We start from the raw sequence: 18,797 nt of genomic DNA, 5'->3' as shown, positions 1-18,797 counted from the left end.
ATCGTGGGACATAAATTATGCCAAAACGTACAGATATAAAATCTATCCTTATTATTGGTGCTGGTCCGATTGTAATTGGACAGGCTTGTGAATTCGATTACTCTGGTGCTCAAGCGTGTAAAGCATTACGTGAAGAGGGTTATAAAGTCATTCTGGTAAACTCAAATCCAGCGACAATTATGACCGATCCAAATATGGCGGATGTCACCTATATTGAACCAATCCGTTGGCAAACTTTAGCGAAAATTATTGAAAAAGAACGCCCAGATGCCATTCTGCCAACAATGGGTGGACAAACTGCCTTAAACTGCGCTTTAGACCTTTCCAAAAACGGTATTCTCACGCAATATCAAGTGGAATTAATTGGTGCGACTGAAGATACGATTGATAAAGCCGAAGATCGTGGACGTTTCAAAGAGGCAATGGCTAAAATTGGTTTAAATACGCCGAAATCTTTCATTTGTCATAGTTTTGCCGAAGCGTGGCAAGCACAAGAGGAAGTTGGTTTTCCAACCTTAATTCGCCCATCATTCACTATGGGCGGTTCTGGTGGCGGTATCGCTTATAACCGCCAAGAATTCCAAGAAATTTGTGAGCGTGGCTTTGATGCCTCTCCAACCCACGAATTATTGATCGAACAGTCCGTATTAGGCTGGAAAGAGTATGAAATGGAAGTAGTACGCGATAAAACCGACAACTGCATTATCGTTTGTTCGATTGAAAACCTCGATCCAATGGGCGTTCACACTGGGGATTCCATTACTGTTGCACCAGCACAAACATTAACAGATAAAGAATATCAAATTATGCGTAATGCCTCCTTGGCAGTATTACGTGAAATTGGCGTTGATACCGGCGGTTCTAACGTACAATTCGCCATCAACCCAGAAAATGGTGAAATGATCGTCATCGAAATGAACCCGCGCGTCAGCCGTTCTTCTGCATTAGCATCAAAAGCAACAGGCTTCCCAATCGCTAAAGTCGCGGCAAAACTCGCTGTAGGTTATACATTAAATGAATTACGCAATGATATTACTGGTGGCTTAATTCCAGCTTCATTTGAGCCATCGATTGACTATGTTGTTACTAAAGTGCCTCGCTTTGCCTTTGAAAAATTCCCACAAGCCGATGATCGTCTAACTACCCAAATGAAATCTGTTGGTGAAGTGATGGCAATGGGTCGCACTTTCCAAGAGTCATTACAAAAAGCATTACGTGGACTAGAAACTGGTATTTGCGGTTTTAACTTACGTTCAGAAGATAACGAAAAATTACGCCAAGAAATTTCTAATCCGGGTCCTGAACGTTTGTTATATGTGGCGGATGCCTTTGGTTTAGGTTGGTCATTGGACGAAGTTTATCGCTACACTAAAATCGATCCTTGGTTCTTACGTCAAATTCAGGATTTAGTATTAGAAGAACTTGCGTTAGAAAAGAAAACCTTTGATCAACTCGATTATGCTGAATTACGTCGTCTAAAACGCAAAGGTTTCTCAGATAAACGTATCGGCCAATTAACCAAAGTAAGCGAAAGTGAAGTAAGACAACGTCGTTATGAATTAAATTTACATCCTGTTTATAAACGTGTTGATACTTGTGCAGGAGAATTCAAATCAGATACGGCATATCTCTACTCTACTTATGAAGAAGAGTGCGAAGCTAATCCATCTAATAGTAAAAAAATTATGATTCTAGGCGGTGGCCCAAACCGTATTGGTCAAGGAATTGAGTTTGACTATTGCTGTGTACACGCTGCTTTAGCCTTACGGGAAAGCGGTTTTGAAACCATTATGGTGAACTGTAACCCTGAAACCGTATCCACTGATTTCGATATCTCAGATCGCCTCTATTTCGAACCTTTAACTTTAGAAAACGTATTAGAGATTATCCACATTGAAAAACCTGATGGCGTGATTGTTCATTACGGTGGACAAACACCATTAAAACTCGCTAATGCATTACATGAAAATGGGGTAAACATTATTGGTACTTCTGCGGACAGTATTGACGCAGCAGAAGATCGCCAACGTTTCCAACAAATCCTGAATCAATTAAATTTGAAACAACCACCTAACCGTACTGCACGTAATAGTGATGAAGCAGCTAAATTAGCGGAAGAAGTAGGGTATCCTTTAGTTGTTCGTCCATCTTATGTACTAGGTGGTCGTGCAATGCAAATCGTTTATAACGAGGAAGAACTAAACCGCTATATGCGTGAAGCAGTGCAAGTTTCAGAAGATAGCCCAATCTTACTTGATCACTTCCTTGATAATGCAATAGAAGTAGACGTAGATTGTATCTGTGATGGAGATCTGGTCGTTATCGGAGGTATTATGCAACACGTTGAACAAGCAGGTATCCATAGTGGCGACTCTGCGTGTTCATTACCAGCTTATTCATTAAGCAAAGAGATTCAAGATGAAATTCGTCGCCAAACTAGCGCGATGTCCAAAGCCTTGAAAGTTGTTGGCTTAATGAACGTACAATTTGCGGTACAAGAAAATACCGTCTATGTATTAGAGGTAAATCCACGCGCTTCTCGTACAGTGCCATTCGTCAGTAAAGCAACTGGAGTGCCGTTGGCTAAAATTGCTGCTCGTGTGATGGCTGGTATCAACCTGACGCAACAAGGCTTTACACAAGAAGTTATTCCTGAAAAATTTGCTGTAAAAGAAGCGGTATTCCCATTTATCAAATTTCCTGGCGTTGATACGATTCTCGGACCAGAAATGCGTTCAACTGGTGAAGTAATGGGCGTAGGCCACACCTTTGAAGAGGCATTTATCAAAGCACAACTTGGTGCAGGAGAGCATATTCCACAAAGTGGTAAAGTGTTCTTATCTATTGCCGATCAAGATAAAAAACGTTTATTACCAATCGTAAAACATCTGCAACGCCTTGGTTTTGGCTTATGCGCAACTTATGGTACCGAACAATTCTTAGCTGAACATGGCATTATTGTGCAACATATCAATAAAGTGCGTGAAGGTCGTCCACACATCGTGGATTCAATCAAGAATGGTGAAATTTCATTAGTGATTAATACGGTTGATGGTAAACCTGAATCTATCGCTGATAGTCATTCAATTCGTCGTAGTGCATTACAACAAAAAGTAATGATTCAAACGACTATTAATGCTGCTTCAGCATTAGTAAGTGGTTTAAGCAAATTAGAGCAATTTGACATTTATGCATTACAACGAAGAAATGGAGAATGCTTACCTAAAAAAGTGTCCGATATTACTGAGTTTAAAGTTAATTACAATTAAAATTAAATGGACTGAGTCCAGTACAATACCGGCTTCAGTCCATCTGATTATTCTCTAACTTTTCGGAAACAGATCAATATTCGTACTATTTTATCAAATTAGCACGGATATCATCAGCTAGCTGTTTGTTCACCTTCTCAAAATGAACAAGTTGAGCTTCTACAACTGCCTTATCCGTTACCCCTGCTAATGATGCAGCGAAGTTTGCAGCGGTACGAGCCTTTTGCCCCGCATCAAATAAATTATATAATGCAGCAGGTTGACTATAATAATCTTCATCATATTCTCTAAAGTCGAAGTGTGCTGCTTCACGTTCTAGCTTTAATGGTGGTGCTTGATCGTGAGTTGGTACATAAGTTTCCAAGCGGTTTGGTGCATAATTAGGATGTGCACCACCATTGTAATCAACACGCATTGCCCCATCACGATGGGTTGTGTGGTATGGGCATTTTGGTGCATTCACTGGGATTTGGTGATGATTTACCCCTAAACGGTAACGCTGTGCATCTTGATAGGAAAACAGACGACCTTGTAGCATCCGATCAGGTGAGAAACCAATCCCCGGTACGATGTTAGATGGTGCAAACGCCGCCTGTTCCACTTCAGCAAAATAGTTTTCTGGATTACGGTTTAATTCTAACACTCCTAAATCAATTAACGGGTAGTCTTTATGTGGCCATACTTTAGTTAAGTCAAATGTATAATTGTGTTTTAGCGCATCTGCTTCTGGCATCACTTGTACTTTCACATCCCAACGAGGGAATTCGCCACGTTCAATAGCAAAGAATAGATCTTCTTGTGCCGATTCACGATTCTCACCTACTACTTTAGCTGCTTCTTCGTTGGTGTAATAACGATGCCCTTGTTGCGTTTTGAAATGGAATTTCACCCAAAAACGTTCATTGTTACTATTCACAAAACTATAAGTATGACTGCCGTAACCATTTAAATGACGATAGTCTGTTGGAATACCACGATCACTAAATAGAATCATAATTTGATGTAATGACTCTGGATGTTTTGACCAAAAGTCCCATGCTGCATCGGCACTACGTAAGTTTGTTTTTGGGTCACGTTTTTGTGTATGAATAAAATCTGGGAATTTTAACGGATCACGGATAAAAAAGACGGGAGTATTGTTACCTACTAAATCCCAGTTACCTTGTTCAGTATAGAATTTTAATGAGAAACCACGAACATCCCGTTCTGCATCAGCTGCACCACGCTCACCAGCTACAGTAGAAAAACGTAATAATACATCTGTTTTTTTCCCTACTTCAGAGAAGAGTGCTGCTTTGGAGTATTTAGAAATATCATTGGTTACGGTGAAAGTACCAAATGCCGCTGAGCCTTTTGCATGTACGACACGTTCTGGAATACGCTCACGAGCAAAGTGAGCTAGTTTTTCTTGAAACCATACATCTTGTAATAATAACGGACCTCTCGCACCAGCGCTCATGGTGTTATCATTATCAACAACGGGGGATCCTGCTGCTGTTGTTAATGTATCGGATTGATGATCAAATGGGCATTTTTTCATAACATCTCCTCATAGAGTAATCATAGTAAATAGTAATTTAGTAATAACCTATTAATGACAAGGTTATTATTTATTATTAACTATTAAAACTAAAATGAAAAACTATTCTTTCAATAGCTTCAATCTGTCGATACCCTATAGACATCTGACACTATCCCATCTTCTGAAAGACTCTATCCATTAATCCATAATTAAAATAGAAAAACCTACGATGTAATATCGTAGGTTTATCATTTAGGTAACCGAGATTTTTTCAAATCTCGGTTTTAAAAGTCCCCAGATTAACCGGGAAAATGACTAGATTATTGTATTATTCACCTTAGTTGTAAGATCTATATCTACATACACTTTTAAGTTATCCGCTCCAGAGTAAGTATACACATGATAAGTTCCGTGAATACTACCATCAGCATGACCGATTGTAGAACCTTGAACATCTCCTTCAGCTTTTGTCCACTTACCGCCAACAAAATTAACTTGGTTATCTTTACTCGGATCTCCTTGAACAACAATAGAACCTTTGTATTCTGGCAAATGGCTCTCATTCAATTTGCCGATATAAACCTTGTTACCTTGCCCTTTCAGATTAATCTCCTCAACGCCTGTAACAAAGGTCATACCAGAATTATCATTTATAACTGAAGAATCAATACCTGAAGTATTCAATGAAAACATACTAAAATTACTATTATCGCCTTTAACAATCAGCTGATCCCAACCGTTTCCGCCGTTAATATCAATGTTTTTAGATGTATTCACCGTAATTACATCATTGCCACCACCAAGATTAATAAATGATCTACTATTCGGTGTTAGCTGGATGCCGTTAACTGTAAGATTCCCTGTATGATTATCAGATAAATCACTATACCAATCTTTCCAGTAAGAGCCTTCAAGTAGACTATCTTTGTACACATTTACAAAACGCGATGCTGCATCTGTTCTAGACCCATGTTTTGCACCATCCACATCACCTAATGTTACCTGATCAACATCTTGACCTAAAATCATCGTACCATCGTAGAAGTGATTAATATTGACTTCACTGCTATCTTTTGATACCAGTAAAAATGCATTTTTAACGCCTTCAGCAGTAAATTTATCATGACCTCCACCTAAATTAATAATATTGGATGCCTTACCTTGTGCTCCGCTATCTTCAATATAACTGGAAACTTTCATCTCATCATTACCGGCACCGAGATTAAAGTAGTTCGAACGATAACGTCCTGCATCTGCATCTGCTAATATGCCGTTAGCTATTACAATTTTGTCATCGCCAGCCCCCATATCAACTTTAGCAGTAGTATTCCACATAGATTTAGCGCCAAACATACTACCGGTAATTTCAAAGCGATCTTTACCGTCTCCCATAGAGATCTTTTGTTCTCCATCCATGCGATCATAGATAAGAGCATTACCGTAACCGATCAAACCTCTATTCAGTGTGATAATATCATCGCCTTCTTTTGTATCCACAGTTACCATACTACCCATGCCTTCTGCAAGAATCATATCCCTATGAGAAGTTCCTGTATATCCAGCAACTTTTCCCATATCACCAGAACCATCAATAAAACCAGAATACCCTCCAGAGCTAGTTTTACTAACAACTAACACATTATCTTGATTTTCAGATAATTTATTAGAAGTATTTCCTTGATAGCTTTGAGAGTCCTTCGAATCTTTACTACTATCACCAGTAGCTGGCCCGCCTGAAGTATCAATCATCGTCGTTAAGCGATGCAAGTTAATTGGTTCTACAACCGGAATAGTAATTCCATTTCCTGCTGCATCAAAGAAACTGTAAGTGCCTTTTGTTGTTACTTCAAAACGTGCTTCTTTAACACCATTATCATTAGTATTAAAGTCATGCTTATTATCAAAGGCTTGTTTACTACCGTTACCAATATCCGACCAATAAACATTATTTTCCGGCGAAGTAAACACAGCGTACAACTTATTTCCAACGACTTGATACTCTAAATTGACTTCCGGTGGTGTTGTATCCACTGTTATCACCTTCTTCACAGGAACCAGATCTTTCGGGGTTCCGCTCTGGTCTGCTACCCTAACAGCTTCTAAGGTATATGTACCATCTTTTAACGAAGATGAATAACTGCTCATATCAAAGTTTACTTCCCTACCACTAGAAATAGATTGAACCTTAGGAGATCCAACAATATGTCCATTAGCATCCTTAATTGAGAGCTTAACAAAAGTTTCTTCTGTCGTAGATTCATTTAGAAATACTTTGAGGTTATCCCAATATTTATCATTAGTAACACCACGATTAGATATGTCTCCTGTAACATGACCAACATCATCAGTTAACCCAATAGTTGCAGCTCTTGTGTCTGTTGAATTTCCCGTAAAACTAAGAGCCAACTTCAGCTTAGAGCCGTCATCAGTTTCCAACTCAAATAGCTCATTGGTTGTACCAGAAAGTAACTCTGCTTGTGTTGAATCGATTTTAAAGACAAGATTACCATGTTGTACACGATATTCGGTATAACCACCTCCCGAACCATTAGGAGCCGTAGATTTCCATTCATCAAAATCTAGTAATCTAGGTGAACCACCATCTGGATCTTTAAGATCGCCTGATTTTACTTCATAAATTTGTTCTCCTATTAACTCTTTAATGTTCTGACTTCGGTATTTGCCGTCGAGCTTGGTCGCTCTAGTTCCACTCCTCGTAACCCATAAAGTATTGGCAGTATTACTAATACTCGGCACATCAAAACTCAAATCATTAATATTATGAATTAAAGCAGTTTTACCATCATGCTCATGAACATAATCGCTCACTGCTAAAGCTTTGGCTTTTAATAATTCCAGCTGATCTTTCAAGTTTTGTAACTCTTGAACCTCCTGTTTTGTATAACCACCTGAACTCAGAGTATCTTTTTTACCGTTCGCAGTAGCTAATAATGCTTTCGCATCTTGATAAAGCTTGTCAGCAACGGTTTTAGGTGTTGATGAATCCAAGTTTCTATCTGAACCGACAGCATCTTCAACAGCATCAAGATAAGTATCACCATCTGCATCCGTTACCTCAGGTACCGCCGCAGGTGCTAAGGCTTCAATGTCGCCTTTCGTTGCACTTAACCCACCTTGTTTCTCCGCTGGTACCGCATCAATCGCGTCTTTCGCCGCTGTCTTCGCTGCATCTAACGCCGCATTTGCATCCGCTACCTTTTGCGCTTCTTCTGGGGTGATTACGCCATTGTGATCTGCATCTGCATTCTTCGCTGCTTCTTGTGCTGCTTTCTCTGCTGCTTTCGCCGCTTCAATCGCTTTTTCTGCATTCGCCACATCTGTCGTATCTGCAATACCATTGTTATTGGTATCTGTTACCTCAGGTACCGCCGCAGGTGCTAAGGCTTCAATGTCGCCTTTCGTTGCACTTAACCCACCTTGTTTCTCCGCTGGTACCGCATCAATCGCGTCTTTCGCCGCTGTCTTCGCTGCATCTAACGCCGCATTTGCATCCGCTACCTTTTGCGCTTCTTCTGGGGTGATTACGCCATTGTGATCTGCATCTGCATTCTTCGCTGCTTCTTGTGCTGCTTTCTCTGCTGCTTTCGCCGCTTCAATCGCTTTTTCTGCATTCGCCACATCTGTCGTATCTGCAATACCATTGTTATTGGTATCTGTTACCTCAGGTACCGCCGCAGGTGCTAAGGCTTCAATGTCGCCTTTCGTTGCACTTAACCCACCTTGTTTCTCCGCTGGTACCGCATCAATCGCGTCTTTCGCCGCTGTCTTCGCTGCATCTAACGCCGCATTTGCATCCGCTACCTTTTGCGCTTCTTCTGGGGTGATTACGCCATTGTGATCTGCATCTGCATTCTTCGCTGCTTCTTGTGCTGCTTTCTCTGCTGCCTTCGCCGCTTCAATCGCTTTTTCTGCATTCGCCACATCTGTCGTATCTGCAATACCATTGTTATTGGTATCTGTTACCTCAGGTACCGCCGCAGGTGCTAAGGCTTCAATGTCGCCTTTCGTTGCACTTAACCCACCTTGTTTCTCCGCTGGTACCGCATCAATCGCGTCTTTCGCCGCTGTCTTCGCTGCATCTAACGCCGCATTTGCATCCGCTACCTTTTGCGCTTCTTCTGGGGTGATTACGCCATTGTGATCTGCATCTGCATTCTTCGCTGCTTCTTGTGCTGCTTTCTCTGCTGCTTTCGCCGCTTCAATCGCTTTTTCTGCATTCGCCACATCTGTCGTATCTGCAATACCATTGTTATTGGTATCTGTTACCTCAGGTACCGCCGCAGGTGCTAAGGCTTCAATGTCGCCTTTCGTTGCACTTAACCCACCTTGTTTCTCCGCTGGTACCGCATCAATCGCGTCTTTCGCCGCTGTCTTCGCTGCATCTAACGCCGCATTTGCATCCGCTACCTTTTGCGCTTCTTCTGGGGTGATTACGCCATTGTGATCTGCATCTGCATTCTTCGCTGCTTCTTGTGCTGCTTTCTCTGCTGCCTTCGCCGCTTCAATCGCTTTTTCTGCATTCGCCACATCTGTCGTATCTGCAATACCATTGTTATTGGTATCTGTTACCTCAGGTACCGCCGCAGGTGCTAAGGCTTCAATGTCGCCTTTCGTTGCACTTAACCCACCTTGTTTCTCCGCTGGTACCGCATCAATCGCGTCTTTCGCCGCTGTCTTCGCTGCATCTAACGCCGCATTTGCATCCGCTACCTTTTGCGCTTCTTCTGGGGTGATTACGCCATTGTGATCTGCATCTGCATTCTTCGCTGCTTCTTGTGCTGCTTTCTCTGCTGCCTTCGCCGCTTCAATCGCTTTTTCTGCATTCGCCACATCTGTCGTATCTGCAATACCATTGTTATTGGTATCTGTTACCTCAGGTACCGCCGCAGGTGCTAAGGCTTCAATGTCGCCTTTCGTTGCACTTAACCCACCTTGTTTCTCCGCTGGTACCGCATCAATCGCGTCTTTCGCCGCTGTCTTCGCTGCATCTAACGCCGCATTTGCATCCGCTACCTTTTGCGCTTCTTCTGGGGTGATTACGCCATTGTGATCTGCATCTGCATTCTTCGCTGCTTCTTGTGCTGCTTTCTCTGCTGCTTTCGCCGCTTCAATCGCTTTTTCTGCATTCGCCACATCTGTCGTATCTGCAATACCATTGTTATTGGTATCTGTTACCTCAGGTACCGCCGCAGGTGCTAAGGCTTCAATGTCGCCTTTCGTTGCACTTAACCCACCTTGTTTCTCCGCTGGTACCGCATCAATCGCGTCTTTCGCCGCTGTCTTCGCTGCATCTAACGCCGCATTTGCATCCGCTACCTTTTGCGCTTCTTCTGGGGTGATTACGCCATTGTGATCTGCATCTGCATTCTTCGCTGCTTCTTGTGCTGCTTTCTCTGCTGCTTTCGCCGCTTCAATCGCTTTTTCTGCATTCGCCACATCTGTCGTATCTGCAATACCATTGTTATTGGTATCTGTTACCTCAGGTACCGCCGCAGGTGCTAAGGCTTCAATGTCGCCTTTCGTTGCGCTTAACCCACCTTGTTTCTCCGCTGGTACCGCATCAATCGCGTCTTTCGCCGCTGTCTTCGCTGCATCTAACGCCGCATTTGCATCCGCTACCTTTTGCGCTTCTTCTGGGGTGATTACGCCATTGTGATCTGCATCTGCATTCTTCGCTGCTTCTTGTGCTGCTTTCTCTGCTGCTTTCGCCGCTTCAATCGCTTTTTCTGCATTCGCCACATCTGTCGTATCTGCAATACCATTGTTATTGGTATCTGTTACCTCAGGTACCGCCGCAGGTGCTAAGGCTTCAATGTCGCCTTTCGTTGCACTTAACCCACCTTGTTTCTCCGCTGGTACCGCATCAATCGCGTCTTTCGCCGCTGTCTTCGCTGCATCTAACGCCGCATTTGCATCCGCTACCTTTTGCGCTTCTTCTGGGGTGATTACGCCATTGTGATCTGCATCTGCATTCTTCGCTGCTTCTTGTGCTGCTTTCTCTGCTGCTTTCGCCGCTTCAATCGCTTTTTCTGCATTCGCCACATCTGTCGTATCTGCAATACCATTGTTATTGGTATCTGTTACCTCAGGTACCGCCGCAGGTGCTAAGGCTTCAATGTCGCCTTTCGTTGCACTTAACCCACCTTGTTTCTCCGCTGGTACCGCATCAATCGCGTCTTTCGCCGCTGTCTTCGCTGCATCTAACGCCGCATTTGCATCCGCTACCTTTTGCGCTTCTTCTGGGGTGATTACGCCATTGTGATCTGCATCTGCATTCTTCGCTGCTTCTTGTGCTGCTTTCTCTGCTGCCTTCGCCGCTTCAATCGCTTTTTCTGCATTCGCCACATCTGTCGTATCTGCAATACCATTGTTATTGGTATCTGTTACCTCAGGTACCGCCGCAGGTGCTAAGGCTTCAATGTCGCCTTTCGTTGCACTTAACCCACCTTGTTTCTCCGCTGGTACCGCATCAATCGCGTCTTTCGCCGCTGTCTTCGCTGCATCTAACGCCGCATTTGCATCCGCTACCTTTTGCGCTTCTTCTGGGGTGATTACGCCATTGTGATCTGCATCTGCATTCTTCGCTGCTTCTTGTGCTGCTTTCTCTGCTGCTTTCGCCGCTTCAATCGCTTTTTCTGCATTCGCCACATCTGTCGTATCTGCAATACCATTGTTATTGGTATCTGTTACCTCAGGTACCGCCGCAGGTGCTAAGGCTTCAATGTCGCCTTTCGTTGCACTTAACCCACCTTGTTTCTCCGCTGGTACCGCATCAATCGCGTCTTTCGCCGCTGTCTTCGCTGCATCTAACGCCGCATTTGCATCCGCTACCTTTTGCGCTTCTTCTGGGGTGATTACGCCATTGTGATCTGCATCTGCATTCTTCGCTGCTTCTTGTGCTGCTTTCTCTGCTGCTTTCGCCGCTTCAATCGCTTTTTCTGCATTCGCCACATCTGTCGTATCTGCAATACCATTGTTATTGGTATCTGTTACCTCAGGTACCGCCGCAGGTGCTAAGGCTTCAATGTCGCCTTTCGTTGCACTTAACCCACCTTGTTTCTCCGCTGGTACCGCATCAATCGCGTCTTTCGCCGCTGTCTTCGCTGCATCTAACGCCGCATTTGCATCCGCTACCTTTTGCGCTTCTTCTGGGGTGATTACGCCATTGTGATCTGCATCTGCATTCTTCGCTGCTTCTTGTGCTGCTTTCTCTGCTGCTTTCGCCGCTTCAATCGCTTTTTCTGCATCAACAACAGCTTTGTCTTCTACAGTATCCGCTATACCGTTTCTATTTGCATCTGTTACCTCAGGTACCGCCGCAGGTGCTAAGGCTTCAATGTCGCCTTTCGTTGCGCTTAACCCACCTTGTTTCTCCGCTGGTACCGCATCAATCGCGTCTTTCGCCGCTGTCTTCGCTGCATCTAACGCCGCATTTGCATCCGCTACCTTTTGCGCTTCTTCTGGGGTGATTACGCCATTGTGATCTGCATCTGCATTCTTCGCTGCTTCTTGTGCTGCTTTCTCTGCTGCCTTCGCCGCTTCAATCGCTTTTTCTGCATTCGCCACATCTGTCGTATCTGCAATACCATTGTTATTGGTATCTGTTACCTCAGGTACCGCCGCAGGTGCTAAGGCTTCAATGTCGCCTTTCGTTGCGCTTAACCCACCTTGTTTCTCCGCTGGTACCGCATCAATCGCGTCTTTCGCCGCTGTCTTCGCTGCATCTAACGCCGCATTTGCATCCGCTACCTTTTGCGCTTCTTCTGGGGTGATTACGCCATTGTGATCTGCATCTGCATTCTTCGCTGCTTCTTGTGCTGCTTTCTCTGCTGCTTTCGCCGCTTCAATCGCTTTTTCTGCATTCGCCACATCTGTCGTATCTGCAATACCATTGTTATTGGTATCTGTTACCTCAGGTACCGCCGCAGGTGCTAAGGCTTCAATGTCGCCTTTCGTTGCACTTAACCCACCTTGTTTCTCCGCTGGTACCGCATCAATCGCGTCTTTCGCCGCTGTCTTCGCTGCATCTAACGCCGCATTTGCATCCGCTACCTTTTGCGCTTCTTCTGGGGTGATTACGCCATTGTGATCTGCATCTGCATTCTTCGCTGCTTCTTGTGCTGCTTTCTCTGCTGCCTTCGCCGCTTCAATCGCTTTTTCTGCATTCGCCACATCTGTCGTATCTGCAATACCATTGTTATTGGTATCTGTTACCTCAGGTACCGCCGCAGGTGCTAAGGCTTCAATGTCGCCTTTCGTTGCACTTAACCCACCTTGTTTCTCCGCTGGTACCGCATCAATCGCGTCTTTCGCCGCTGTCTTCGCTGCATCTAACGCCGCATTTGCATCCGCTACCTTTTGCGCTTCTTCTGGGGTGATTACGCCATTGTGATCTGCATCTGCATTCTTCGCTGCTTCTTGTGCTGCTTTCTCTGCTGCCTTCGCCGCTTCAATCGCTTTTTCTGCATTCGCCACATCTGTCGTATCTGCAATACCATTGTTATTGGTATCTGTTACCTCAGGTACCGCCGCAGGTGCTAAGGCTTCAATGTCGCCTTTCGTTGCACTTAACCCACCTTGTTTCTCCGCTGGTACCGCATCAATCGCGTCTTTCGCCGCTGTCTTCGCTGCATCTAACGCCGCATTTGCATCCGCTACCTTTTGCGCTTCTTCTGGGGTGATTACGCCATTGTGATCTGCATCTGCATTCTTCGCTGCTTCTTGTGCTGCTTTCTCTGCTGCTTTCGCCGCTTCAATCGCTTTTTCTGCATCAACAACAGCTTTGTCTTCTACAGTATCCGCTATACCGTTTCTATTTGCATCTGTTACCTCAGGTACCGCCGCAGGTGCTAAGGCTTCAATGTCGCCTTTCGTTGCGCTTAACCCACCTTGTTTCTCCGCTGGTACCGCATCAATCGCGTCTTTCGCCGCTGTCTTCGCTGCATCTAACGCCGCATTTGCATCCGCTACCTTTTGCGCTTCTTCTGGGGTGATTACGCCATTGTGATCTGCATCTGCATTCTTCGCTGCTTCTTGTGCTGCTTTCTCTGCTGCTTTCGCCGCTTCAATCGCTTTTTCTGCATTCGCCACATCTGTCGTATCTGCAATACCATTGTTATTGGTATCTGTTACCTCAGGTACCGCCGCAGGTGCTAAGGCTTCAATGTCGCCTTTCGTTGCGCTTAACCCACCTTGTTTCTCCGCTGGTACCGCATCAATCGCGTCTTTTGCCGCTGTCTTCGCTGCATCTAACGCCGCATTTGCATCCGCTACCTTTTGCGCTTCTTCTGGGGTGATTACGCCATTGTGATCTGCATCTGCATTCTTCGCTGCTTCTTGTGCTGCTTTCTCTGCTGCTTTCGCCGCTTCAATCGCTTTTTCTGCATTCGCCACATCTGTCGTATCTGCAATACCATTGTTATTGGTATCTGTTACCTCAGGTACCGCCGCAGGTGCTAAGGCTTCAATGTCGCCTTTCGTTGCACTTAACCCACCTTGTTTCTCCGCTGGTACCGCATCAATCGCGTCTTTCGCCGCTGTCTTCGCTGCATCTAACGCCGCATTTGCATCCGCTACCTTTTGCGCTTCTTCTGGGGTGATTACGCCATTGTGATCTGCATCTGCATTCTTCGCTGCTTCTTGTGCTGCTTTCTCTGCTGCTTTCGCCGCTTCAATCGCTTTTTCTGCATTCGCCACATCTGTCGTATCTGCAATACCATTGTTATTGGTATCTGTTACCTCAGGTACCGCCGCAGGTGCTAAGGCTTCAATGTCGCCTTTCGTTGCGCTTAACCCACCTTGTTTCTCCGCTGGTACCGCATCAATCGCGTCTTTCGCCGCTGTCTTCGCTGCATCTAACGCCGCATTTGCATCCGCTACCTTTTGCGCTTCTTCTGGGGTGATTACGCCATTGTGATCTGCATCTGCATTCTTCGCTGCTTCTTGTGCTGCTTTCTCTGCTGCTTTCGCCGCTTCAATCGCTTTTTCTGCATTCGCCACATCTGTCGTATCTGCAATACCATTGTTATTGGTATCTGTTACCTCAGGTACCGCCGCAGGTGCTAAGGCTTCAATGTCGCCTTTCGTTGCACTTAACCCACCTTGTTTCTCCGCTGGTACCGCATCAATCGCGTCTTTCGCCGCTGTCTTCGCTGCATCTAACGCCGCATTTGCATCCGCTACCTTTTGCGCTTCTTCTGGGGTGATTACGCCATTGTGATCTGCATCTGCATTCTTCGCTGCTTCTTGTGCTGCTTTCTCTGCTGCTTTCGCCGCTTCAATCGCTTTTTCTGCATTCGCCACATCTGTCGTATCTGCAATACCATTGTTATTGGTATCTGTTACCTCAGGTACCGCCGCAGGTGCTAAGGCTTCAATGTCGCCTTTCGTTGCACTTAACCCACCTTGTTTCTCCGCTGGTACCGCATCAATCGCGTCTTTCGCCGCTGTCTTCGCTGCATCTAACGCCGCATTTGCATCCGCTACCTTTTGCGCTTCTTCTGGGGTGATTACGCCATTGTGATCTGCATCTGCATTCTTCGCTGCTTCTTGTGCTGCTTTCTCTGCTGCCTTCGCCGCTTCAATCGCTTTTTCTGCATCAACAACAGCTTTGTCTTCTACAGTATCCGCTATACCGTTTCTATTTGCATCTGTTACCTCAGGTACCGCCGCAGGTGCTAAGGCTTCAATGTCGCCTTTCGTTGCACTTAACCCACCTTGTTTCTCCGCTGGTACCGCATCAATCGCGTCTTTCGCCGCTGTCTTCGCTGCATCTAACGCCGCATTTGCATCCGCTACCTTTTGCGCTTCTTCTGGGGTGATTACGCCATTGTGATCTGCATCTGCATTCTTCGCTGCTTCTTGTGCTGCTTTCTCTGCTGCTTTCGCCGCTTCAATCGCTTTTTCTGCATTCGCCACATCTGTCGTATCTGCAATACCATTGTTATTGGTATCTGTTACCTCAGGTACCGCCGCAGGTGCTAAGGCTTCAATGTCGCCTTTCGTTGCACTTAACCCACCTTGTTTCTCCGCTGGTACCGCATCAATCGCGTCTTTCGCCGCTGTCTTCGCTGCATCTAACGCCGCATTTGCATCCGCTACCTTTTGCGCTTCTTCTGGGGTGATTACGCCATTGTGATCTGCATCTGCATTCTTCGCTGCTTCTTGTGCTGCTTTCTCTGCTGCCTTCGCCGCTTCAATCGCTTTTTCTGCATTCGCCACATCTGTCGTATCTGCAATACCATTGTTATTGGTATCTGTTACCTCAGGTACCGCCGCAGGTGCTAAGGCTTCAATGTCGCCTTTCGTTGCGCTTAACCCACCTTGTTTCTCCGCTGGTACCGCATCAATCGCGTCTTTCGCCGCTGTCTTCGCTGCATCTAACGCCGCATTTGCATCCGCTACCTTTTGCGCTTCTTCTGGGGTGATTACGCCATTGTGATCTGCATCTGCATTCTTCGCTGCTTCTTGTGCTGCTTTCTCTGCTGCTTTCGCCGCTTCAATCGCTTTTTCTGCATTCGCCACATCTGTCGTATCTGCAATACCATTGTTATTGGTATCTGTTACCTCAGGTACCGCCGCAGGTGCTAAGGCTTCAATGTCGCCTTTCGTTGCGCTTAACCCACCTTGTTTCTCCGCTGGTACCGCATCAATCGCGTCTTTCGCCGCTGTCTTCGCTGCATCTAACGCCGCATTTGCATCCGCTACCTTTTGCGCTTCTTCTGGGGTGATTACGCCATTGTGATCTGCATCTGCATTCTTCGCTGCTTCTTGTGCTGCTTTCTCTGCTGCTTTCGCCGCTTCAATCGCTTTTTCTGCATTCGCCACATCTGTCGTATCTGCAATACCATTGTTATTGGTATCTGTTACCTCAGGTACCGCCGCAGGTGCTAAGGCTTCAATGTCGCCTTTCGTTGCACTTAACCCACCTTGTTTCTCCGCTGGTACCGCATCAATCGCGTCTTTCGCCGCTGTCTTCGCTGCATCTAACGCCGCATTTGCATCCGCTACCTTTTGCGCTTCTTCTGGGGTGATTACGCCATTGTGATCTGCATCTGCATTCTTCGCTGCTTCTTGTGCTGCTTTCTCTGCTGCTTTCGCCGCTTCAATCGCTTTTTCTGCATCAACAACAGCTTTGTCTTCTACAGTATCCGCTATACCGTTTCTATTTGCATCTGTTACCTCAGGTACCGCCGCAGGTGCTAAGGCTTCAATGTCGCCTTTCGTTGCGCTTAACCCACCTTGTTTCTCCGCTGGTACCGCATCAATCGCGTCTTTCGCCGCTGTCTTCGCTGCATCTAACGCCGCATTTGCATCCGCTACCTTTTGCGCTTCTTCTGGGGTGATTACGCCATTGTGATCTGCATCTGCATTCTTCGCTGCTTCTTGTGCTGCTTTCTCTGCTGCCTTCGCCGCTTCAATCGCTTTTTCTGCATTCGCCACATCTGTCGTATCTGCAATACCATTGTTATTGGTATCTGTTACCTCAGGTACCGCCGCAGGTGCTAAGGCTTCAATGTCGCCTTTCGTTGCGCTTAACCCACCTTGTTTCTCCGCTGGTACCGCATCAATCGCGTCTTTCGCCGCTGTCTTCGCTGCATCTAACGCCGCATTTGCATCCGCTACCTTTTGCGCTTCTTCTGGGGTGATTACGCCATTGTGATCTGCATCTGCATTCTTCGCTGCTTCTTGTGCTGCTTTCTCTGCTGCTTTCGCCGCTTCAATCGCTTTTTCTGCATTCGCCACATCTGTCGTATCTGCAATACCATTGTTATTGGTATCTGTTACCTCAGGTACCGCCGCAGGTGCTAAGGCTTCAATGTCGCCTTTCGTTGCACTTAACCCACCTTGTTTCTCCGCTGGTACCGCATCAATCGCGTCTTTCGCCGCTGTCTTCGCTGCATCTAACGCCGCATTTGCATCCGCTACCTTTTGCGCTTCTTCTGGGGTGATTACGCCATTGTGATCTGCATCTGCATTCTTCGCTGCTTCTTGTGCTGCTTTCTCTGCTGCTTTCGCCGCTTCAATCGCTTTTTCTGCATTCGCCACATCTGTCGTATCTGCAATACCATTGTTATTGGTATCTGTTACCTCAGGTACCGCCGCAGGTGTTAAGGCGTCAACTTTACCTGTCAACTCAGCTTGCTTATCTTGCGGAGCTTGTTTAATCGCTTCTTTCGCTGCTGCTTTCGCTTGCTCTAACGCTGTATTCGCTGCTTCTACCGCTTTCGCTTCTTCCGCAGTCACCACGCCGTCCGCTTTCGCGTCTTGCGCCGCTTTATCCGCTGCTACTTTCTTAGCTTCCGCGTCTTTAACCGCTTTTTCTGCGTTCGTTACATTATTATTGGTGCTTGAACTCGCTACCCCCCCCCCCACTAGAACCACTTGACGCTAATGCTACTCCGCCTAATGCTAATGCTCCTAAACCAATCCATACCGGGTTAAATTCTTGATTCCAAAATGGAACCGATAATTCTTCTCCACCTAATACTTGTAACGCAACTTTTGTATCTTGTAATACGGTGACGGCTTCTGCCATATCCCCTGATTCTGGTACGTACGCATAAATTTTTCCATTCCCTGCTTTACCAATAATCAAGCAGTCTTTTTCGTTATCACCTTTATAGTAATCTTCAATTACTATATCGGCAGACTTCCTCTTGTTGTCTTTATCTAGATATATTTTTAAGTTATCACCTTCTCTTTTTAACAGAATCTCTTCTGGCGCATAACCTGTTTCTTCATTAATAAGTTGATAATTAAGCTTTTCTATCGCTTTTAACTTCAGGGTTTTCCTCTTCCCTAATCTATATGAAGCAATTTCTTTATTGCTATTGATTAATTTAATCATCGTTCCCATATGGAGCCCTCTTAATAAATGATTATTTAAAATAATAGAAAATACTTATCATACCTTCTTATCCTGATTTAGTATTCCCCATTCCTATCCCGAGAGAAATAAAAATTCCCCTCTTGGGGGGGGGATT

General features: G+C 45.5%; 4 protein-coding genes. 1 reads left to right on the top strand and 3 read right to left on the bottom strand.

Features of this window, described 5'->3' with window-relative positions; genetic code table 11:
• Positions 1 to 17 precede the first annotated feature (17 nt).
• Positions 18 to 3,269 (top strand): carbamoyl-phosphate synthase large subunit, encoded by a 3,252-nt coding sequence (carB, locus tag NYR30_RS01285; protein ID WP_302501639.1) that lies wholly within the window; start codon positions 18 to 20, stop codon positions 3,267 to 3,269.
• Positions 3,270 to 3,354: 85 nt separating this feature from the next.
• Here carB and NYR30_RS01280 read toward each other — a convergent pair whose 3' ends face one another.
• The 3 genes from NYR30_RS01280 to NYR30_RS01270 form a co-directional block, all read right to left on the bottom strand.
• Positions 3,355 to 4,809, bottom strand: coding sequence for a catalase (locus NYR30_RS01280; RefSeq protein ID WP_066421667.1), 1,455 nt, complete (start codon positions 4,807 to 4,809; stop codon positions 3,355 to 3,357).
• A gap of 297 nt (positions 4,810 to 5,106) precedes the next feature.
• Positions 5,107 to 18,186: a GA-like domain-containing protein gene (locus tag NYR30_RS01275; RefSeq protein WP_302501638.1), complete on the bottom strand. Its 13,080-nt coding sequence runs from the start codon at positions 18,184 to 18,186 to the stop codon at positions 5,107 to 5,109.
• Positions 18,152 to 18,670 carry a hypothetical protein gene (locus tag NYR30_RS01270; protein WP_302501637.1) on the bottom strand — a complete coding sequence of 173 codons (519 nt, stop codon included), beginning with the start codon at positions 18,668 to 18,670 and terminating at the stop codon, positions 18,152 to 18,154. Before NYR30_RS01270 ends, NYR30_RS01275 begins: the two co-directional genes overlap by 35 nt.
• Between the last annotated feature and the right edge of the window lie 127 nt (positions 18,671 to 18,797).

It is taken from the genome of Gallibacterium salpingitidis, assembly GCF_030517105.1.
Taxonomy (GTDB): Bacteria; Pseudomonadota; Gammaproteobacteria; order Enterobacterales; family Pasteurellaceae; genus Gallibacterium; species Gallibacterium salpingitidis.
The sequence above is the reverse complement of the archived record's forward strand: the minus strand, read 5'-3'. Positions and strand labels throughout refer to the sequence as shown.

What these genes read in the sequence shown, in the direction of transcription:
- carB (WP_302501639.1), top strand. Translation starts at nt 18, where the DNA reads ATGCCAAAACGTACAGATATAAAATCTATCCTTATTATTGGTGCTGGT.
- NYR30_RS01280 (WP_066421667.1), bottom strand. Translation starts at nt 4,809, where the DNA reads ATGAAAAAATGCCCATTTGATCATCAATCCGATACATTAACAACAGCA.
- NYR30_RS01270 (WP_302501637.1), bottom strand. Translation starts at nt 18,670, where the DNA reads ATGGGAACGATGATTAAATTAATCAATAGCAATAAAGAAATTGCTTCA.